Annotated in this window: 26 protein-coding genes; 5 read left to right on the top strand and 21 right to left on the bottom strand. The window is 35.4% G+C overall.

The window, feature by feature from the left end:
* Nucleotides 1-386: 386 nt before the first annotated feature.
* From AC3CH7_RS00260 to AC3CH7_RS00300, 9 genes are all read right to left on the bottom strand, one after another.
* Nucleotides 387-896 carry a hypothetical protein gene (locus AC3CH7_RS00260; protein ID WP_036168112.1) on the bottom strand — a complete coding sequence of 170 codons (510 nt, stop codon included), beginning with the start codon at nt 894-896 and terminating at the stop codon, nt 387-389.
* Between the two features lie 134 nt (nt 897-1,030).
* Nucleotides 1,031-1,219 (bottom strand): hypothetical protein, encoded by a 189-nt coding sequence (locus AC3CH7_RS00265; protein WP_488381495.1) that lies wholly within the window; start codon nt 1,217-1,219, stop codon nt 1,031-1,033.
* A complete protein-coding gene (locus AC3CH7_RS00270) occupies nt 1,201-1,494 on the bottom strand; it encodes a hypothetical protein (protein ID WP_488381496.1) in 294 nt (97 codons plus the stop codon). The genes AC3CH7_RS00265 and AC3CH7_RS00270 overlap by 19 nt, the downstream gene beginning before the upstream one ends.
* Before the next feature lie 51 nt (nt 1,495-1,545).
* The gene (locus tag AC3CH7_RS00275) at nt 1,546-2,028 is read right to left on the bottom strand and encodes a GNAT family N-acetyltransferase (protein WP_031419690.1); all 483 of its coding nucleotides are present in this window, start codon (nt 2,026-2,028) and stop codon (nt 1,546-1,548) included.
* Between the two features lie 14 nt (nt 2,029-2,042).
* Nucleotides 2,043-2,390, bottom strand: a complete 348-nt coding sequence (locus AC3CH7_RS00280) for a DUF3147 family protein (RefSeq protein WP_012294296.1) — start codon at nt 2,388-2,390, stop codon at nt 2,043-2,045.
* Nucleotides 2,390-2,788: a MarR family winged helix-turn-helix transcriptional regulator gene (locus AC3CH7_RS00285; protein WP_031419688.1), complete on the bottom strand. Its 399-nt coding sequence runs from the start codon at nt 2,786-2,788 to the stop codon at nt 2,390-2,392. The genes AC3CH7_RS00280 and AC3CH7_RS00285 overlap by 1 nt, the downstream gene beginning before the upstream one ends.
* A 231-nt stretch (nt 2,789-3,019) precedes the next feature.
* A complete protein-coding gene (locus AC3CH7_RS00290; protein WP_488381497.1) occupies nt 3,020-3,997 on the bottom strand; it encodes an HD domain-containing protein in 978 nt (325 codons plus the stop codon).
* Complete coding sequence (locus tag AC3CH7_RS00295; RefSeq protein ID WP_012294293.1) at nt 3,998-4,645, bottom strand: class I SAM-dependent methyltransferase; 648 nt, start codon at nt 4,643-4,645, stop codon at nt 3,998-4,000. It abuts the gene before it with no gap.
* A gap of 257 nt (nt 4,646-4,902) precedes the next feature.
* A complete protein-coding gene (locus AC3CH7_RS00300) occupies nt 4,903-5,100 on the bottom strand; it encodes a hypothetical protein (protein WP_198696172.1) in 198 nt (65 codons plus the stop codon).
* A gap of 293 nt (nt 5,101-5,393) precedes the next feature.
* Between AC3CH7_RS00300 and AC3CH7_RS00305 the strand changes: the two genes are divergently transcribed.
* On the top strand, nt 5,394-5,681 hold the full coding sequence (locus tag AC3CH7_RS00305) for a hypothetical protein (protein ID WP_031419686.1): 288 nt from the start codon (nt 5,394-5,396) through the stop codon (nt 5,679-5,681).
* A gap of 397 nt (nt 5,682-6,078) precedes the next feature.
* Entirely contained in the window at nt 6,079-6,732 is a 654-nt protein-coding gene (locus AC3CH7_RS00310) for a FusB/FusC family EF-G-binding protein (protein WP_036168098.1), read from the top strand.
* 237 nt (nt 6,733-6,969) lie between these two features.
* Here the strand turns inward: AC3CH7_RS00310 and AC3CH7_RS00315 are convergent, their stop codons facing one another.
* The 3 genes from AC3CH7_RS00315 to AC3CH7_RS00325 form a co-directional block, all read right to left on the bottom strand.
* Nucleotides 6,970-7,179, bottom strand: a complete 210-nt coding sequence (locus tag AC3CH7_RS00315; protein WP_031419684.1) for a hypothetical protein — start codon at nt 7,177-7,179, stop codon at nt 6,970-6,972.
* A gap of 215 nt (nt 7,180-7,394) precedes the next feature.
* Nucleotides 7,395-7,613 (bottom strand): hypothetical protein, encoded by a 219-nt coding sequence (locus AC3CH7_RS00320; RefSeq protein WP_197148356.1) that lies wholly within the window; start codon nt 7,611-7,613, stop codon nt 7,395-7,397.
* A gap of 21 nt (nt 7,614-7,634) precedes the next feature.
* On the bottom strand, nt 7,635-8,489 hold the full coding sequence (locus AC3CH7_RS00325; protein ID WP_230584397.1) for a leucine-rich repeat domain-containing protein: 855 nt from the start codon (nt 8,487-8,489) through the stop codon (nt 7,635-7,637).
* Between the two features lie 107 nt (nt 8,490-8,596).
* Here AC3CH7_RS00325 and AC3CH7_RS00330 point away from each other — a divergent pair, with 107 nt between their 5' ends.
* The gene (locus AC3CH7_RS00330; protein ID WP_031419681.1) at nt 8,597-8,938 is read left to right on the top strand and encodes a hypothetical protein; all 342 of its coding nucleotides are present in this window, start codon (nt 8,597-8,599) and stop codon (nt 8,936-8,938) included.
* Between the two features lie 61 nt (nt 8,939-8,999).
* Here the strand turns inward: AC3CH7_RS00330 and AC3CH7_RS00335 are convergent, their stop codons facing one another.
* Nucleotides 9,000-10,013, bottom strand: coding sequence for a S66 family peptidase (locus AC3CH7_RS00335; RefSeq protein WP_197148355.1), 1,014 nt, complete (start codon nt 10,011-10,013; stop codon nt 9,000-9,002).
* Nucleotides 10,014-10,880: 867 nt separating this feature from the next.
* Between AC3CH7_RS00335 and AC3CH7_RS00340 the strand changes: the two genes are divergently transcribed.
* Complete coding sequence (locus tag AC3CH7_RS00340; RefSeq protein WP_080695193.1) at nt 10,881-10,973, top strand: YjcZ family sporulation protein; 93 nt, start codon at nt 10,881-10,883, stop codon at nt 10,971-10,973.
* Nucleotides 10,974-11,364: 391 nt separating this feature from the next.
* Here AC3CH7_RS00340 and AC3CH7_RS00345 read toward each other — a convergent pair whose 3' ends face one another.
* The 6 genes from AC3CH7_RS00345 to AC3CH7_RS00370 all read right to left on the bottom strand — a co-directional run bounded on the left by AC3CH7_RS00345 (nt 11,365) and on the right by AC3CH7_RS00370 (nt 15,734).
* A complete protein-coding gene (locus tag AC3CH7_RS00345) occupies nt 11,365-11,601 on the bottom strand; it encodes a hypothetical protein (protein ID WP_012294285.1) in 237 nt (78 codons plus the stop codon).
* Between the two features lie 215 nt (nt 11,602-11,816).
* The gene (locus tag AC3CH7_RS00350) at nt 11,817-12,434 is read right to left on the bottom strand and encodes an FMN-binding negative transcriptional regulator (protein WP_031419676.1); all 618 of its coding nucleotides are present in this window, start codon (nt 12,432-12,434) and stop codon (nt 11,817-11,819) included.
* A 527-nt stretch (nt 12,435-12,961) separates the two neighbouring features.
* Nucleotides 12,962-13,234, bottom strand: a complete 273-nt coding sequence (locus tag AC3CH7_RS00355) for a DUF3986 family protein (RefSeq protein ID WP_031419674.1) — start codon at nt 13,232-13,234, stop codon at nt 12,962-12,964.
* A 413-nt stretch (nt 13,235-13,647) separates the two neighbouring features.
* On the bottom strand, nt 13,648-14,595 hold the full coding sequence (gene trhO, locus AC3CH7_RS00360; protein ID WP_012294282.1) for an oxygen-dependent tRNA uridine(34) hydroxylase TrhO: 948 nt from the start codon (nt 14,593-14,595) through the stop codon (nt 13,648-13,650).
* A 279-nt stretch (nt 14,596-14,874) separates the two neighbouring features.
* Nucleotides 14,875-15,297 carry an ester cyclase gene (locus AC3CH7_RS00365; RefSeq protein WP_012294281.1) on the bottom strand — a complete coding sequence of 141 codons (423 nt, stop codon included), beginning with the start codon at nt 15,295-15,297 and terminating at the stop codon, nt 14,875-14,877.
* Nucleotides 15,298-15,497: 200 nt separating this feature from the next.
* Nucleotides 15,498-15,734, bottom strand: coding sequence for a DUF3953 domain-containing protein (locus AC3CH7_RS00370; protein ID WP_230586158.1), 237 nt, complete (start codon nt 15,732-15,734; stop codon nt 15,498-15,500).
* A 225-nt stretch (nt 15,735-15,959) separates the two neighbouring features.
* On the opposite strand from AC3CH7_RS00370, the gene AC3CH7_RS00375 reads away from it, so the two are divergent.
* Nucleotides 15,960-16,754, top strand: coding sequence for an alpha/beta fold hydrolase (locus AC3CH7_RS00375; RefSeq protein ID WP_416277765.1), 795 nt, complete (start codon nt 15,960-15,962; stop codon nt 16,752-16,754).
* A 498-nt stretch (nt 16,755-17,252) separates the two neighbouring features.
* On the opposite strand, the gene AC3CH7_RS00380 is transcribed toward AC3CH7_RS00375, so the two are convergent.
* Together AC3CH7_RS00380 and AC3CH7_RS00385 are read right to left on the bottom strand one after the other, a co-directional pair.
* Nucleotides 17,253-17,663 (bottom strand): hypothetical protein, encoded by a 411-nt coding sequence (locus tag AC3CH7_RS00380; protein ID WP_036215994.1) that lies wholly within the window; start codon nt 17,661-17,663, stop codon nt 17,253-17,255.
* 604 nt (nt 17,664-18,267) lie between these two features.
* Nucleotides 18,268-20,352: a serine hydrolase domain-containing protein gene (locus AC3CH7_RS00385; protein WP_289449052.1), complete on the bottom strand. Its 2,085-nt coding sequence runs from the start codon at nt 20,350-20,352 to the stop codon at nt 18,268-18,270.
* Nucleotides 20,353-20,669: the final 317 nt, after the last annotated feature.

Consider the following 20,669-nt stretch of genomic DNA (forward strand, 5'->3'; position numbering starts at 1 on the left):
TTTAGTCTTTGACGAATAGCTTGATCGGAATCTTGCTACTAATCCCAGTCAATCAATAGCTGTATGAGCGAGCATAGAAAACCGTATAAATTCGGTCTCCCACTTCCTGGGATGTAAAACAGGATTATATTCACGAAATCCTACTGGTTCAACACATAATTGATTGTATTTTTCTGATTTGATCATACTAAAAATCATCTCAAAATAAGTGTCATCGAAGCCCTATTTTTGCGCCGATTCCTTACATTTCGTTCACCTATATCCTTCTCCATCCTACAAGGCCCTCTTCTTTTTATACGTTATTCCCATCATATAGTTCCATAATCAGCCTAATTTTACTTTTTAGCACTAAAAAAAGCTACCCAAACTGGATAGCTTTTCTCAGGTTAATTAATGACAACATCATTGTTCCAGCTAGTGGAATCTGATAATTGATATGTAATCATATTGGCTGTGACGGCAAGGATAACACCAGCTCTAGATGATCTATGGGAAATTTCAGGATTTTCTAATACGAGAACTGCATACCCCTCACCTCGCCCTTGCTCATCGATTGCATTGGATGCATGAATCTCAAAGGTAGAGTAAGACTGATTTTTTGTTGCATAAAGTAGTCTCTCCTCACGATACATACCATTCTCCTTTAGATTATAGCTAACAGGCATCCATCCTTCAGACCACTCAACACTGCCTAGGATTTGACGTTTCCTACTAGCAAGTTTACCGATAGAATACGTAAAATATATTTTCATTATGGCTTGATCTAATTCATTTTTCCCTTCTGAGGTGGCTGTTACTTCAAGCATAATTTCATTCCTCGAAAACTTCTTCATAAACACTAAAGCCACAGTGATAACACAGATAAATAGTACTATACCCATTATGAGAATTGCCATTAGGTCCCTCCTAGTATCACGATTGCTGTTCCTATAATATTACCATGTTTTAGGAGGAGTAAGTGGTTTTCATCAAACAATCTTAGAAAATGACACACGCATAAGCGATAAGACAAAATTAGCGTTTAATCTATCTATTGGCCTTGCTGGAGTTCCGCTGTTAGGGTAAAAGGTATTTGTAAATATTCATATTGAATCTTTACCTTCTCAATGTCGGCTGCTTTGACTTGAACAGCGTAATACTGTGGCTGCTTGCCAATTGCTTGTTGATCTATGTATGCACGAGGTAAAATCTTTACTTGCGTTAATTTATGAAATGACATATTTGTATTTCCCTCAAGCTTTGTTTCGACCTCAATGGTTCAGACTTACTAATGATAAGCTCCGCGCTGTCAGGAAGTTTGTCACCGACAAGTAGTTGCTTAAGCTTAATTTCACGTAATCCTTTATTTTCTATCGCAATGACCTTTACCGCTTCGTCGCCCTGTTTACTTGTGTAACTCTGAATGACAAGTGGTGGATTACTCTTAAGATAAATTAGAAATGCTGCGCCAACCAAAAGCACACTTAGAAATAATGCAAATACTATTTTTTTCATACTTTCCCTCTCTTTCCACTTTTTCAGTATAACAAAAAACAACCGGACTTTTTACAAGTCCAGTTGTTTTTGTAGTCGTAGCTCATCTCGTATTGGAATGCCTTCATTGCCGATAAGTGGGATGGAGGATTTATAGGCTCTTGCTTTTTCCACCGCATTAGGTAATACTTCGATAAAGTAATATCCCCGTTTTTGATAGAATTTTAGCGCCGGTAGATTATCATTCGTTGTAATAAGCGTCATGCTTGTACAACCGTGATCCAAAGCTATCTGTTCTACTGCTTGGAGAAGCCCGGAACCGATACCTTTGCCTTCTACTAGACTATCGAGGGAAATGATTTCACACTCTTGCTTACGAATCACGTAAGTAATCAGCCCTATCACCTCTTGACGGTCATTTACATAAGCAAAGCCCTCTAACTGGCTACAGTCATAAACCCCACTAGAAATGACCATTTCTGTAGTTCCCCAATGTTCCTTAAAAAAATGAAGTACATTTTGTTGTGGTAATTGTTGAATATCAATGATTGTAATGTCTGAACTCCTCGTTAAATGGAAATATGAAAAACCCCTGCAATGGCCTTTTGAATGCCCAAGAAAACCGCCCAGGAAAGTATACCTAAACCAATAGCGAAGACAATATGAATAGAGGATTTCATCGCCATGTAAATAACAAACAGCATGCACATCGTTGCTGGCAAACCAACAATAACACCAACTGTAAAACGCTGAATATGCTCACTCGATTCACTTTGCACCGTCAGCCAAATAATACTTAAAATGCTCACTAAAGGTAATGCCGCAATAATCCCGCCATAGGATGGAAATCTTCGAGCCACTTCTGTGACTACACCAATAATTGCTGCTGAGCTAAGAATTTTAAATAACGTGTACATTATTTCGCCACCTCACTTAAACGTCGGAATGCCTGTAGGATGGCTTGTTGTTCCTGTTCTGTTAGCTGATTAAGGGCATGCTTTAGCTTTTCTTCATCTAATTCTGAGTTTTTCTTCAGCACTTGTAAGCCCTCGACTGTCAAATGAAGAATTACCTTACGTTGATCGTCGCTCGCACGTTCTTTCGACACCCAGCCATGTCGCTCTAGTTTTTTCACATGCTCTGACGCTGTATTAGGAGAAATATTCAGTAACCCTGCAATATCGCGTACTGTTACCTCTTCTTCCTTTTGAATCATCTGTAAAATCCGCACGCTTTGGTGAGAAATCACATCTTCATGTGTTGTATGTAGATGATAAAAGATCGTAGTAAAATACTCATTTATATTTGTAATCATATTGGAACCCCTTCTATATATCGTCAAATACGATTATATCGTATGATACGATATAATAAAAGTACTTCCTATAAAGTTTATATTTTCAGATAGTTTGCTAGAGCAAAAATGCCAGTGAAGTACGTACGCTTGCTGTCTATGCTGTGTTTGTCGATGTTCGCCTAACAAGCAAAAGGAGCTATCCTATGATAGCCCCTTTTGTATGAATTACCTTAGCCTATCTGTCATAGACTAACCATTGATGATTCTCACATAAACACCCTTCTCAAACTTTTTATTCGCCCAGGTGTTCACTTCTTTTACATAGTCTGATAAATCGCTCGCCTTATACAATTGCTGGTATTGATATACACTTGGATCAATCAAACGTACTTTTTGTCGACCATGAATATCATAGTTCTCTAGATCCTCAATCACTTCTACCTTTTCATGAAGCTGTAGTAATAAACGTTGAATATCTTCATCATTTGATGCTTTCAATTGCTCCCATACTGCTGCATCATCTTTTTGAAAATCGACCATGGATAGAATGCCTTTCGCTACTGCGAGCTGTAGGACATGTGCTAGCTTATTAGTTGCATAAATATTGATTGGTTCCATAAAAAAATCTATAACTTCTTGATAATACGTTTTTACAAACCATTCTGCACTATCGATCGTTTTCACACATAGCTTCCCCTGATATACAAATACATCCTGTAAAAATCGTTGGATATCTTTAAATGAGGCTTGTCCGTAGTGAAACATATCTCGTAATGTATAATCTACTCGATCTGCACATAGTTCTGGTGCTGGCTGCTCAAGCAAAGACCATTTCGTTAGATTACATAAAATTTTCTCCATATTATAACTGTATTTGCTAAGGATTCCTGGAATTGCAGAAGGCTGGGTAACATCTAGCAATATCGTATCATGATAATCTTCTTCTGCATTTTCAAGGACCGCATCTACTACATGTGAAAAAGCAGTATGAGAAACATCATGCAACAACCCTGCAATTTGTTCCTCCAGCGTACCTCCAAATCGTCTAATCAGCAGCATAACACCTATTGAATGCTCGTATCTCGTAATGGCCCATTGACGATTCACCAAATAGCCAGCTCCAGCTTGATGAATTCCTTTTAATCGTTGAACAGGCGCTGACTGAATAAGTTCCTCTAGCACACCATCTATTTCGAATTCTCCATATAAAACGTCTTGAATGAGCATTTATCTCTCTACCTCTGTATAGTTCGATATGACAAAAACACCACCACAATGGGAGATTGGGTAAAATTGTAGCTGACAGCAATTCTCCAACCTAGTTTTTAACTCCTCATGAACAAAATAAAACTCATCATCATCCCAATAGCCTTTACTATCCTGACGGCACTGTTCTAGCTGCTCTCTTGTTTGAAAGGCAACATCGCCAATTAAAATTTTACCATCGGGTGTTAGTTGCTGTAATAATTGTGTAATATACGTAACCTTCTGCTCATCAGTAAAATGGTGTAGGGCATACGTACTAACAATTGCATCATATTGATAGTTCATCAATGTTACAGGTAGACCCTTCGATAAATCCCATTCGATTAAGTTAGCCTGTGGCATTTTTGCCTGTGCAATAGCCATCATCTTCGAAGAAAAATCAAGACCATAGATCATGTGCCCATGGTCATAAAGCTTAGCTGTTAAAACACCTGTCCCAAAGCCAATATCTAATACAGTCGAAGCTGGGACTTGCATCACCTCATTAAAAATTTTATTTAAAATATCTTTATAGCCTGCAAATGGGTATTGCTGATTTTCCTCACTAAGTTGAACGGTTTGATCATAACCATCCGCCCATAGATCAAAACCTTGTTGATTTAATAGCATAGTGCCTCCTAAATTGAATAAATTCTCCAAGCATTGTTTCGTTGACGATTCATTTTCTGTGTCATCACAATTCCTCCTTTATAAACCAATTCATTCCATTATAGCAATCATTCATTTACCGAACAATTCAGAAAATAAATAATGCCATTTGCCATATGATAAGGGTCAATATTATTATAATTTAATGAAAACAGGAAAAGCCCAGACCATAAATTTAATGGAAGGTCTGGGCTTTCTATTACATAAACTTTTAAAATTTATGATAAATCATAAGTTCTCTTAATAGTACCTGGTAATTTCGCTCCAATGGTAAATCCATTTAAAGTTACACCTAAAGTGTAAAATCCGTCTGTTTCAATCGTTGTGTTACTTATTGTTGATTTTCCTTTTCCTGATTGAGTCCATGTCCAAGCACTTACTCCATAAATATCAGCTACGATATTAGTTTTCTTCAATATTATTATACTTTTGTTGAGTTTCTCTAAGCCCCTATTCTGCTGTGCATACTTCTTCCTGTATTACTGGCTCCTGCGCTTTAACACTCTGTGCGGATGTAAAACTTATTGAAAATGACCCTACTGCTACTAATAATGTTACCATTCTCATTTTCCTTCTATTAACTTGAATTACACATATAAAAATAAGATTTATTGGAAAATACTTCAATTAATATTCCCAACAAAATACCATATTCCAATTTTTAAGTTATAATTATTAGGTGGTGAAACTATAAAAAGGAGGTGGCTAAATGCAAGTTACAAATAAAAAGGGGTTATTATGGATTAGCATTATCATGACCTTATTGTCCATTTTCTTTGTATCTTATGGTACCAATAAATTTGGAGCCCCTTTTCAATTTATAAGTTACATCGGTGAGAATGAGTTATCATCTGTATTTTCTTTATTTACCAAAAACGGTATTACTTCAATTCAATTTAATATACTTTATTTCTTTATAGATGTTACACTTATTTACTTTATTCTTTTTTATGGTAGAAACATAATTAGTTTATTAAAAATAAGCAAACAATCCTAAATTTCTCTTAAGAAGCTCTAGACTTCAAATCCAACGGGCTGTTATATAGATTATGAGCATAATATGTTAATGAAGTAAGTTTCAAAGGCAATTGGGTCATATATGTTTAAATACTTACCACCACTTCACTGGTCATTTGACTATTGAAAATCAAGCGTAACATTTGATAAAATTAAAAAATCAAGATAATTCACTTGTTAGACTAAAAATAAAAAACTTATATAAATCAAAATCCTTAAGGGAGGGATCGAAATGTCCGCATTCACTTGTAATGCATGCTCTAGAACGGCTTCTGAGGTCCAAGAGGTCTAAATGAAGTTATATCCATAACAGAAATTGAATGATCTCTTAGGCCAAATGCTTTTAAAATTAGCCTATACAACAGGAGAGATTTCAAATGGAAAAACAAACTATTCAGCCGTTCTTAACGGTCGCAAACTATCACTTACTGGAACAGCAATTAAGTAAAATTTTACATGCCCTTACCACAACGAAGGACAAAAGTGTCATTCTTGCAGTACGGGGGCTTGTCGAAACGGAAATTACTACCAAATTAGAGTTATCCACTGAGGAAACACAGCTTGTTGAACAACTTTTCACCGTCACAGATCGTGCGCAGGGCGATGCCTTGTTAGAGCAGTTAAAGGCCTATGTCATACCGTTTAAGCCAGTGACAGCTAGTACGCTCAAATCATTGTTTAAAAAGGAGAAAAAGCTGAAGCTACCTAATTTAGATGAACTTGATTTTCAACAAATTTGTTACCTAGCATGGGATGATGTTGGGACACATCGAAAATACGTTGTCCTCGAACAAGACGACAAACTACAAGGGATTAAAGGTATATTTTCCAACAATACTGTTCGCGGTATTTGCGCCATCTGTAATCGTCATTCAGATGTTGGCTTATTTACGACTTCCATTAAAGGGCAAGTAGTGGGTACATTTACTAACCATAGTAATTATATTTGTGCAGATAGCCAAACATGTAATGAGCATGTATCAGATATGAATAGAACGCGCGAATTTTTCCAACGAATAACCCATAAATAATTGAAACAAGGGCGGGAATGTTGTGTAGGCAACATTTCTGCCTTTTTAATGACTAGCGCAATTTGACTCTTTATTCCTCTCCCACATCCTGCCTGGAAAAACTTCAGAAATAATTTCAGACACAAAAAATCACCTCCTCTATAAAGGAACTATAGGAGGAAGGTGATTTAAATCAAACTCATATAAAATTATTATACTATAGGTCACATAAAGCTTTATTAAGTATCGACACTACGTTTAGCGTGACTCTTTTGGTGGCTGGCATACATCACATTTTCGTTGATGTTTATTTTTAAATTTAGTAAATGTTTTTTCAAAGTTACTTCCACATGCACATTTGAATAGTAACTTTTGAGAAAATCCGTGATATTCTGTCGTTAGCAACTTACTTTCCGAATTGTTCTCAACAAATTCTTTAATTTTACCAATCGTCCAACGTTTATTCATTTTCTTACACCTCCATACTGTCTCGTTCTGCGGAGGCTTTTCTTGGCATCCGTTCAAGGTCTTAATTAACTTAAGCTCCTCATTATAACATGAGCTGGCATACAAAAAATAGATGGAAGCTATCTTATTCAACGTTCGTATTGGTCAATATGTTCTTTTTTGGACTAGCTAAAATGATTGAAGCTAGATGTAGTGATGGAAGATAGCAAAAAGAATTAACAGATTCGAGCCTTACGGAATCCATCAAATATATTGATGGCTACAGATAAAATAAATATGATGATTCCCCCACTAACTACCCATATTTCAAATTGCTTCGTTGTTGTGGTAAATAATTTACTCATATGAGTTATAAACTCTTGGTTCATTACATTCGGATTACTTATGATCACAATAAAGACAACAGTTGTTAAAAGTTCAAGAGCAGCATTCACGGAAATCGAACTATCTCCCTTCTACAAATAAACGATACAGCCTCTTGCCTCTAATTCATCTAACCAGCTTGGGATCTTTAATTCATGATTCCACCTTAAATCTAGTCGTTCTAAGCTTTCCATTGCCAATAATGACTCCGGTAATTCCTTTAAATCATTACTTCTTACATCTAATTCCAATAGATTTTTCAAATGACCTATCGATTCAGGTAACGTACTTAATTTATTATGTCTTACATTTAACCGTCTTAATGTTAAACATTTGTGTAAGGAATCAGGCATTTTCTGTAATTGATTGTCTTCTAAATCTAAAACCCGTAATAATGCTAGTTCTCCGATCTTTTCAGGCAATATAGTTATTTTATTTTTTTTCAAATGTAATTCTCTTAAATTCGTTAATCTACTCAAACCTTCTGGCAACTCCGTTAATCGATTATTCATTATTCGCAGTTCTACCAGTTTATTTAAATTCCCTATTTCCTCTGGTAGTTCACTCAACAAATTATCACTTACGTTTAAATATCTTACTTTTGTAAGCTGGCCGATTTCTGGAGGAATCGATTGCAATTGATTATTATGAAAATACAAATAGTCCTCCATATTCACTAAATGACCAATTTCAGGAGGAATGAGGTCAATATGATTATGCCCTGCATCTAACATTCTCAGATTCTTTAAGTTCGTGATTTCTGCTGGCAATTTGTTAATTTTATTGACTGAAATATTCAGTATTTCCATACTCGTCATATCAAATATTTCTGTAGGTATTTTTCTTAAGTCGTTATCAAAAAGATTTAATTCCTTTATTTCTTTTATTTGAGATTCCTCTACATCAGGTAGTTTTTTTAAATTCATCTGTGCTAAGTTAATTTTCATCTTCATCTTCTCCATAATTTAATTTTAAAGCTAATGTAATGAGAGTTTTGGACGATAATAGGATATGTATGGTAAATACTAAAAAATTAGGAAGGTGGAAACATTTTATGATGACATCGAGAAATTCAGCAACTATGCAATATTTAATGACTCGCAGATCTTATAAATATGGTCTCACACAACAAAAACAAAACAACCAAAACAATAACGACATTAACCGTACTTCTAAAGAGAAAGAGAGAATCAATAATGTCAATAAAATTATTGAAGGCAGCAAAACCTCTAAACTCACAACAAAACAAATTGAAACACTTAAAAATGCGGCTAAGGATGGTTTGTTGGGCTCTAGTATAAATAAATTAGGTCCATTAGGGAAACATAATCTCCAAAATATATTATCAAAATCAACGTACATCTCCACACAAAAAGCTTATCGTAATTCCATCTAAGCACCATAACCATACAAACACCCTCTACTCTTTTAGAGGGTGTTTGTACACTGAGGAAAACTTATATAAAGTGTTGGTAAATGGTGCCTTTACCATTATATGAATCTATTTCTGCATAAGCTCCGTTAATCAAAGTGATTTGTGGTGGCACATGACCACAGTCCATGTCATAGATAATAGGAATTTGTAGTTCTTTCGAAAGTTCTTGATACACATCTTCAATTGTGTAATTTCCAACCGATGTATTAGCAGCACTTCTACCAAACATCATACCTGAACAATTAGTAAACCATCCAGCTAATTTCATTTGTACAAGAGACCTGCGTAAATCAGTTGTGGATAATTCACAGTTTTCAAAGAACCATACAATAGATTCACCTTGTATATGCGTTTCTTGAAAGCTTTGAACATTACCGAATTTCGTTCCAATTAGATGTCTGATGGTATCGATACATCCACCAAGTAGCCGCCCTTGTATGTTCACCCTATGATCTGATGTAGTTTGCCATTTCGTTTTTTCGGTAAAATTAAAAACATAAGGCGTGGGGTTATCAAACTGCCATTCCTTTTGATATTGATTGGACGAATGCTGTAGTATGGATTCCCCCTTTTTTAAGGATAAAACTGACTGCCACATAGCGGTTGTATCATCAGAATACTCTCCTCTTAAATCTACTAAGTTCGTACCATGTGCGGTAGCGATACCAGTTGTTAAAGTCATTGCCAACAATAAAAGACTAACATCTGAGTACCCTAATATCCATTTAGTTTGAATATTGGAGAAGTCAATATATTCCAGTATTTCAATAAGAAGCTCCCCACCCCATGGTGGAATAATGATGTCGATCTCATCATTAGACATCATATTATTAAACTCTTCTGCTCGTTTTATAGCAGGGGCAGATTTTGCCTTATCCTGAGTCCAAGCAGTTTCTCCACAAACAACCTTATACCCTTTATTTTCCATACGCATACAGGCTGTTTTCAATAAATCATGAAGTTCAACGGGAACACCAGAGGAAGGTGCTGTCACTCCAATGGTGATGTCCTCTTTTAATAATGGATATTTCATCATATGCCCCCCTTTATTTTGTATCATTTTAACATAAGTGCGAGATTTTCAAAGAAAATTATAGAGATGTACAATCCTTTCATTTCAAATAACACTCATGTAATTCATATCTCCAAAGCCTTGTGCTGAATGTAGTTCACCTTTTAACATCAATATAATTACATCCAGCTATGCGAACCAGCTATTCTTTATTTTTAATGCTAGCATGATATCCACAGACAAGTGCTTGCGTTTCATTATTATAAATGATGGATTGATTTCAACAGAAAGTGTGCCCGCAAGTGTATTCAAAAAAAGGTAGTATTATCTTCATTGAAGTAGGCGTTTGATTGTCAATTTACTTAATAAATGCTGTTTCTGAGTAACAAACTTCAGTAGCAGATTTCCATATAAACTCTTCGTTTAAATCTTTATGAATCACTATGCTGGCTCTATTTTCACCAAACTTTTTATCTATCAAAGCATCAACTATAACAGGTATATTTCCCTTTTTGAATGAATGTTGCCTTTATGTTAGCAATCATATCCCTATAAGATTAGGCTCCATGTACAGTCTTATTTCCTCGGTAATTTGTTTATCCGCCACTATTTCAACATCTAATGATGTATATTTCCCTTATGTATTAGGTTCCTTCCCTAGGAAATAAGAAAAAAATTTCCCGGGTAAGCGCAGAAATTGACATAATCGATTCATATTCCAGCACTAAGCGACCGATTTCAGCAATCTTCTATTTACTTAACATACATACGATCCTAGTCAACATACTATCATGACTAATTTTTTCAAAAAAAGGGATTGATATTAGATGAATAGCATCTCTCCCATCTCTAGCTTTACATATTCTAGATGATAGAGGGGAGGGATTTATTATGGGTACCAACTATGGCAAACATGATAATTTATCATTCGCACTAATCATTGTCCTATTCATACTTTTAATGATTGTCGGCACAAGGCGCTAGTGATGTTCATTAATTTAACGTCTTATGTTGACAATAACAAAAAGTCTCCCAATTACCTTCCTTCTTCGAATTAAAATAACATGCTTATCTACTTCCATTACTACATTTACCATAAAAGGGTCGCCACTAAAAATGGACCCTTTTTTTAATGTTCATTGCTCACAGCTCAACTGTCTGGGAATTCAAATACCTATGACCTGATGTTTCTCTAAAAGGAACACGCAATTACACTTATAGTATTAGGTCCATCCATCATTGAACTGCTTTGTTTTGTTTGTTTATTTATATACTCCCCAGATTTATGTCGCAAACTTATGAGGTGGCTCATCATTAGAGGATGCTTTAATAAATTAGAATGATTATTTTCACTCTATCTTCTTTCTAAATACTGTTAACCAATTGCTATAAAATGTTCATCTGGCGCATTCTCTTTACTAATTGTTCTCCATAAATGCGGATAGAACCGTTCAACTCCTCTTTCAGTATCACCACTTGCTAAGTTTAGGCAATGGAACGTATTAGTTTCTCTATTAAACGCAATTTCTCCATCCAACTCATCACTTTCGCGACTATACCTGTAAACAATTTGTTGTTCATCATCAATCATTTTTTTAAGTTTCCACCACATACTTACACCCCTTTTGCACTTTATCTTGCCTCTATTCTACATATAAATTAAATTATGAGGTCACTTTCAATATACAATGGCTCCGTTTTTTAAATCAGCTAAATAATTTTAATAATTAATAGGACAGCCTTTTTGATTATTAATCGATGAAATCACTAATTAAAAGTAATTTTAAAGGCAGGAACGTTCTTAATACCTCGTTTCTGCCCTTTGTTTTAGTCATGTCTGTTTTTCTTCATTGCTTCAGCCACTGCAGAAGCATGTGGGTCGCCTTCTTTATATAGCTCTTTTATAATATTTGCGTAATCCGTATTATTTCGATTTTGACTTAATTTATAGGCAGCCTGAACCTCTTCTACTTTGATTTTAAATCCTTTTATTCCTTTTATTTCTTTTTGTAACATGATAGGAGAAAGCTTTTCCCACAAGACAGGATTCTCACGAAATTTTTCATATTTTTCAAGTAATTTTGTTAAGTCCTGTTCTAATTCCGTTCCATCTATCATACTTGCTTTTCCATAAATATGAACGGATTGATAATTCCATGTGGGGACATTTTCTTGCTCATACCATGACGAAGAAATATAAGCATGTGGACCATTAAATATAGTTAAAATTTGATCCGTATTCTCGAAAGTTTTCCATAAAGGATTGCCGTAGGCTAAGTGACCCGTGAGGTAATAGTCATCCTGATCTTGATTAAGCAGCAATGGGACATGAGATGCAATAGGTCTCCCCTTACTTATCGCCACAATTGTTGCAAATGAATTCATGTTAATAAATTCATTAATTTCTTTCATATCTGTTATTTTATAATATTTTGGAATAAACATATAAACCCCTCCTATTAAAAATCTTTGGACCATCCTACCATTGCCCTCTAGTCCCATTCCTATTAACATTTTCATAATAATTATCCATACTAATTAAATCACAACATCACAGTATAAAGACTTCACCATCACTTATGTTAGGTAGCTCTAGTCTATAGTTCATTGACAAATTTCTCTTCAAATTTTATTTTACTAAAGGTAAGTTGCTTTGGGTATGCTCGTACCTAAGTTACCTAAAATAAAAGCCATTATTTCTTTTAACGAAGAAATAATGGCTTTCCTCTCCTTTATGTGTATGTAGCAAAGGTGGAGGCAATTTACTGTTTATAATGTATGTTCATTTAACTATCAAAAAACCAATGTTTTCTTATAATCCAAGGCTATAACAATTGTGGCTAAAAAACGACCGATTCTCTTAATGCTGTCACCTCTAGCTGTCCTGTTAAAAAATTCAAAAGACATTAAAGAAGCGTTGGTTTGGAGAACATAACATATCCAAAAAGAAAGCATCCTCCTTAACCAAAATATTAGATTAATCCCTCTTCTAGCAAAAATTCTTTAAATAACTTACTAGATTTCTCATAGGTTAAATCCACTTCTTTGATTTCATATTCCCGAACCATATAGCCAAAGTGAGTATCAAACAAATCATAGTTATTTTTCATTGTCATATTATAAAATGTAGAATTGAAAAATAAACACCATTTATCCAAGTTTTCCACCTTTAAAAATATTCCTTCTAAATCAAAACCATTATCGTAAAATCCTACATGTAAATGTTGATTTTCCTCAAAGTTCATCATATATACCCCTTTATTTAAAATATAACATGATGCATCAACATACTTTACAACTATTTAAGGGAAGTTGTCATTGGGAGAGACATCTCAAAAAAAATAGTGATAAGAAAAGATATGAAGCTTTTATAAAAGCAATATACGGTGAATGATTGCGAGCTTGCATTAACTAAATCCTGTTACATGTTTTGAATACCCTGTGATCATTCTCTTTAAACGGTTTCAGCTCTATTCCCCTCTTCCTCAGTCCATTATGATTCCATACCAAAGAAAAAACACCCGACGTAAGCGAGCAAACTAGTCCCATTTGAAATGGATAGTTTGAACACTTTCATTCGAGTGTTTTAAATATCTCTATAAGATTTATAGAGATTATGAAAAATATTTCATGAAGTTTTGTAGACTTAGACAGCTCTTCATGCTTCTGCTTGTAACGCCTCAATCGTTTGAGCTACTTGCTCTTCTGTTAAATGGTGACGCACGATGTAACGGTTGCGCGCATGCTTGGTACATTCGATTGTACAGCCACCTAAATGCTTTGCTTCATTTTCTTCAGAAGCAATGATTTGCTTGTTACATTCAGGGTTTGCACAGTTAATGTAACGTTCACAGGGTTCACCGTCATAATGATCACGACCAATAATCACATGCTCTACTTGATTAATGGGCACCGTTAAACGCTCATCAAATACATACATTTTTCCGTCCCATAATTGACCTTTTGCTACAGGGTCTTTTCCGTATGTTGCAACACCGCCATGTAATTGACCGACATTGCCAAAGCCTTCACGTTTCATCCAGCCTGAAAACTTCTCACAACGAATCCCACCCGTGCAATAGGTTAAAACATTTTTTCCCTCGAATAACTCGCGGTTTGCACGTACCCATTCCGGTGTATCACGGAAGTTTTCTACTTCTGGTCGAATCGCACCACGAAAATGGCCGACATCGTATTCATAGGTGTTACGCACATCTAATACTACTGTATTTTCATCTTGCATTTCAGCAAGGAATTGTTCTGGTGACAGGTAGCGACCTGTTAATTCATGTGGGTTTACGTCTTCTTCTAAGCCTAAGTTTACTAACTCAGGTCGTGGGCGTACGTGCATCTTTTTGAATGCATGTCCGTCTGCCGCATCCATCTTGAAGACTATGCCTTCAAATAATGGATCAGCTTGCATGTTTGCCATGTATTGCTCTGTTTGCTCAATCGTACCTGACACAGTACCGTTAATGCCCTCATTGGCTACTAAAATACGACCTTTTAAACCAATTTCATTACACATGGCTAAGTGCGTTGCTGAAAATTCAGCAGGATCTTCAATCGTTGTGTAATGGTAATATAATAATACTTGATAATTCATTGTTTTCCACCTATCATTTCAATATTTGCAGGATATTCCTGATAGTGTCTTTTACGACCTATTAACCATAAAGGAAAATCACTTAAAATGCTATCGGTAATTAGACTGAAATGGGTATAACTATATTAATAAAGAATTTGCAAAGTGGACATTAGAATATTTTTACAAATAAATGTAATTCCACCATTAGGTCCGACTCCGTTTATTAAGATTATTCAACAATACACCTTAGTAAATTTCCCCACTCTTCAGGGCAAAATAAAAACACCCCGAAGGATGTTAAATACTTTGATTTCGTTTGAGTTGGTTTTCAATACCAGCACGATCAATTTGAATCCAATATTCTGCTATTTTTCCATTTTCAATTCTATAAACTGCGCTTGCTATTTCTATCACTGGAAGCTTCGTTGGCTCATATCCATCGACCTCGCCAACATGCGTCCCAACTTGTTTCCAGCGTACATATACTTTATGATCTTGTACAATAAATTCTTGGATTTCTAATGAAAAATTGCCATACGCTTCTACCATTTCTTTTACATGGTCAGCATAATCTTTTGGCGTTCTTTTAACCGTTAATTCTTCTTCTGAAATAACTTGGTGTGCCAGTACTTGGTCTGCCATTAATTCAGTTGCGTAATCGGGATTTTTGCCTGAACGTACTTCTTCAAAAAATTTCTTAACAATATGCTCTGGTGTCATGATAGTCCTCCGTTGCTATATATGATGAAGGGGGTATTAATATCTCCCATACTTCATAATAATGTAAGAGTCATTGAATTGGAATCTAATTCTACCATTTTCACTCTCATAGCCCCACCAAACGTTGCTCTCTTGCTTTTGGATGCAGGTTTCAAAGCAAAAGCAGTAGTACCTTGTCTATGTGCATAGGATATAATAAATCATAAAAAAGTTTGAATGAATACATATTCTATCAATAAAAATACTCCGATAAAAAGCCAACCATAAACTTTTTGCTCTCTTTGAAATTCTTTAATCCCTAAAATTAACATCAATAATCCTAAGAAGAATATCATTAAAAAATTCAACTGGTAATCGTCTGTGATAATTCCGTAAGTTGAGAGTGATACTACTATGATTGAAAAAATAATTTGTAATATAGTTAGCAAAATAATCATCACCTTTTAGATATTGTATCTTTGATTATACAATACAACTAATAACATGGATATAATTCCCAAAAAACCTTTTGTTTTAATTTCTATACCTAATCTGTAAAACATCTGCTGGTTATGTATGTCTTGCCGCTAACACATTTATCGGGCGCAGTAAAATGGGAATATTTTCTCTGACAATCACTTTTATGTTAACATTTAGTCACGATTATCTTAGATAAATGAGAGGTGTTTTACATTCCAAAATGTACAATTAATAATGTAGATTTGTATTATGAAACAAAAGGACATGGAGAGCCATTAATTTTTACTCATGGTGCATCATGGGACCATCAGCAATGGGATAAACAAGTGGATTATTTTTCTAAATATTATCAAACCATCACCTGGGATGTTCGTGGTCATGGAGCTTCATCTCTTCCGAACGGGAAGGTAGATGCTGAAGATTTCACTAAAGATTTAATTGGTTTGATGCATCATCTAAAAATTAGACGGGCCCATTTATGTGGTTTATCAATGGGTGGACATATTTCTTTACAAGCCGCCATTCACTATCCAGATTACGTAAAATCACTTACATTAATAGGGACCCCCTTCACAAACAAATTTAATTGGTATGAAAAGATACTAGTTCCTGTTAATCGATTTTCTAGCTTATTCATTCCAATGTCACTTCTAGCAAAAATACAGGCACATACACTATCAAAGTTTAACGAAGCAAATAAACACTATATTTATTCCACAGTTGCAGCAATGTCTTATAAAAATTGGATTCGAATTTGGAATGCCGTATCGAGAATGGAAAGTGGCCATGAATTAGGAAAAGTAAATTGTCCTACCTTATTATTACATGGTGACCACGATACGATGATTCAAAGACAACAAGAGTATCTACATATAAAGATTAAAAAGTCACAGTTAAAAATAATTAAAAATGCCCATCACGCAACTAATTTAGATAGACCTGATCAAGTTAATGAGTATATCCACCAACACCTGATCCACACATCAACGACTATTTAATGTTCTATAAGTGTTGCTTGGCAATAAAGTTTGAGCAAAAATACCTCGAAAACCCTTATTTTACGTTAAATAAGTAGAATCCCTTTTGAAAAAGATTAATCAAAAGGGATTTTCTTTAGCAGTTTGAAGTTAGGTTTTTATAAAAAAGTTTGATTATTTATTACCTGTGTTGCTCCACAATCGCGCACGATTGTTGAAGATGGTTTCACTTAAACCACCAGCAATTGTAATAATGGATTGAGAAGAATACAGATTTAGAAAGTCTCCATATACAGGTTTTTATTCATATAACACCCCTACAATGTTTTCTGCAAAATTTTGAAAAGTCTTATTGTAAACTCTCTTTATATACCTTTGTATAAAAAATGTATAAACAATATCCAATGAAAAAGCCAAGTAACGTTTGTTTTACAGCGTTTCTTGGCTTATGTGTCTACCCAAACTTTTATTTGGGAACGTTATTTCGTTATTGGATGTACAGATATACAGCTCAACTTCTTAACATTCATCTTGATAAATTTGAACTGTTTTAGGTTTTAAATTAACTATATTTTTAAATACTTTAAGATTTTCTATATGTCTAAAAAATTCATCTAAGCTTTCAAAATCCATTGACCATTCTGTAACTTGTAATTTTTTAAATTCATCAATAGGAGTAAATAATAGTTTGCAATGAAGCTGGCTCATTCCTAAATATTCATCATCTTCGTATTCAGTAAACTGGCGTACAAACGAAAAATGAAACATTTCTTTACGGTAAGTACCACATTCGAATAAAATTTCCTTTTCATCTTCTCCTACAATATCTTCCTCACAAAATTCTTTAAATGTTGTCCAAATAGACGCTACTGAATCTGTATCAACATTTATTTTTCCTTTCAAATAACCTTCTACTTCTTGAATCCTCACTATTTATCGCCCCTCTTGTTACTTGTTTAACCTTTATTAAGAATAAAGAGCCAAGTCTAAATAAGCAAATAAAGTTACCAAAGCGTCGTTTGGAAATATATCTTTAAAAATTGTTATTCAATAATATGACCAGTTTATTGAACAAAAAAATCGTGCATATCAGCATAGGATTTTTAATCAACCTTTATTATGAACGATCAATCTTTTTTATAAAACTACACTATGCCGTAAGAATTATTTTTTGTAGATTTTTACTGCATCTTATGTTTCAATTCTTTACTTAGCCGACCTACGCAAATGCCTAATTTGCTCTAGCTCTCTCCCACGTCCCCTATAAACTTTGCATCCTCCGCATTACTTACTAGAATCATCAGCCTCTGCGCATAATAGGAAAATGTCCGAAGCAACAATTGGAGCCAATCTAATGCGAGTAACCCCGTTGTACGACATAAGATGAGCCTATTATTCTTCCTATGTATAGACAGTTAAAAATCATTAAAAAGGAAAGAGACTCGCCATTTTTTGGCGAATCCCTACATTTTATCTTTCATTTGAGTATGATTTATAATCTTCTACATAGTTTATGGCACACATAATGGAGTAGTTAATTCAACGTAATTGCCATTTCCGCGTTCGGCGCACCAGCAAATACAACCGTTCCGTTTTTCGGCAGCTTTACTTTGTTATTGCCGCTCACAATTGTAAAGTTGACGCATTGTCCGGCCTCATCATACACGGCAAACGAACTCTTTGCTGGCAGCTCCACAGTCATTGTTTTCCCTGCTGCTGCTTGAGGGATCGTAAACCATTCCGCATGCCCATTTGCTTGCAGCTTAACTTTGGATGATTGGCCTGCATGCAGTGATTTCAAGTTGGATCCACTGACATATATTAATCCGGACATCTCCATATATTCATTACCGCCTTCTGTATAGAAACGAGATTCTGTTGTATCACGGCCTGCCATCACAGGGATCTGAAGCTGATGCGCGGCTGTATTTGGACCTGTAATTTTTCTGCCATTCCAATAGCCCTTTAGTTCTTCATCGCGAGTAATTTGTGTGGTAAGCATCATTGGTAAGAGATATTGAGCAGAACTAAATTTCTCGTTGACGAGATAGAACTTAACGCCTTCCCTCTTTGCCCATGCGGCAGCGGTTTCCTTCGATAACACATTGTCTTCTAATTTCTCGGCTAAATATTGAGTAACCGCTACTTGACCTAAACCTGGTAAAGTTATAAATGTGCTTTCCACCAAATATGTTCGGCCATTCTTCTCTGTGACGAAGTTGAACTTGGAGGTACCTGTTTCATTAATAAAGCTTCCATTCGCAGTATATACATATTTTTCTTCAGAAATAGCTGGTAAAAGTAGTTCTCCATTGTTCGTAATTTTTATTTTAAAATGACTGAAGCTATTGCCATAAAAACCTGCTTTCTTTACTATGTCTTGAGGCATCTTGGCCTTGACTGGCTTGCCAAAGGATTTGTTCGGCTTAATCTCCTTAATCGTGCCCTTCTCCTTAAGCGCAGCGAGCAATATTTCTGTCGCCATCATTTGATTTGTAGAGCTGCTACCGCCCGATGACAATACAGCCACAGCCATCTTCTGTTCAGGAAGTACGACCAATGAAGCATGTTGCAGTCCTGTATCGCCACCTTTAGCTAAGCCCTTTATCCCGTACTCACTGAATGGATATAGCTTCACACTATCCCAGCCAAGACCATAGTTGATGATATTGGCTCCATCCTCTGGCCACATTCCTTTTTTATATTCTTCTTGCTCCATCGCCTTGACTGCCTTATCAGAGAGAATTCCTTGTCCCTGTCCCATAAATATTTGTGCGAATCGTACCATATCTTCTGCTGTGGAAGAGATCCCTCCCGTACCAATCACATTCACCGATTCAGCAGGAAGTTGCCCATGGTACGTAGGAAAATAAAGTCCAGCTCGCTTATCGTTTTCCTCTTTGTCCTGCGGTGTTTTCGTATGATTTAGCTTTAAGGGTTTTGTAAACCGATCATGTATAAATTCAGTAAAGCTCATACCACTTACTTTTTCCACCATAATCTCAGCCAACGTAAAGCCGTTGTTGCAGTATACCGAGAATGCACCTGGGTCCGCCTTTAAGCTTTGGGTGGACAATTGTTGCAACAAGTTGTCATGGGCGAAGGTATCATTATCGTCAAATAAAAAACTATTACCATACCCAGTACCTTGCAAGCCGGATGAGTGGTTCAGCAGCATACGTGGCGTAATGCGTTTGTAACGCTCGTCTTTCATCTTGAAATCAGGAACATAGTGAACGACAGGAACATCTAAATCAACTTTTCCTTCATCGACCAATTTCATCACAGCCGCCGTTGCATACATTTTACTGACTGAACCAATTCCATATAGGGTATCTTTAGTCAACGGCTGTTTTCCTTTCATATCGTTCTTCCCAGTCTGACCCGACACAATAATATGACCATTATCAATTAGCGCATACTGTACACTTGTTGTCTCATAAGACTTAATGAGTAGATTAGCCTTCTCTGCCGCAATTTTTTGCAGAGCTTGGCTAGCAACTTCCTGGCTAACCAAAACCGTAGACTGATTGTTGCCAGAAGCCGCCAGAGCTCCTGTTGGTAGGCTAATCGTTAACGCTAATGTAGCAGCTAACACCCCAGATAATTTTTTCTTCATGAAAAATTTCCCTCCTTAGATAGGTATGATTGATTTTAAGATTTTCATTTCCCAAAACCAAGAAACATTTCCTATAAATAGAATATCTTAGTTTTATAAGGCTCGTAAATACATTGATAGGCTTATACCATATCAGTCTTAAGACTTATATTTGACTAAATTAGCTTTGTTGGTCACCCTCTATTATGTATGACACTAAACTGTTCGAAAGTTCAGTTGTTCTCATTCCTTATGACGCCTACAAAAAAAGACAAAAACAAACAAGCCATCCATATTGAATGACTTGTTATAATAAAGTACCTATTCTCCTTTATATG

It is taken from the genome of Lysinibacillus sp. F12 (assembly GCF_057773605.1).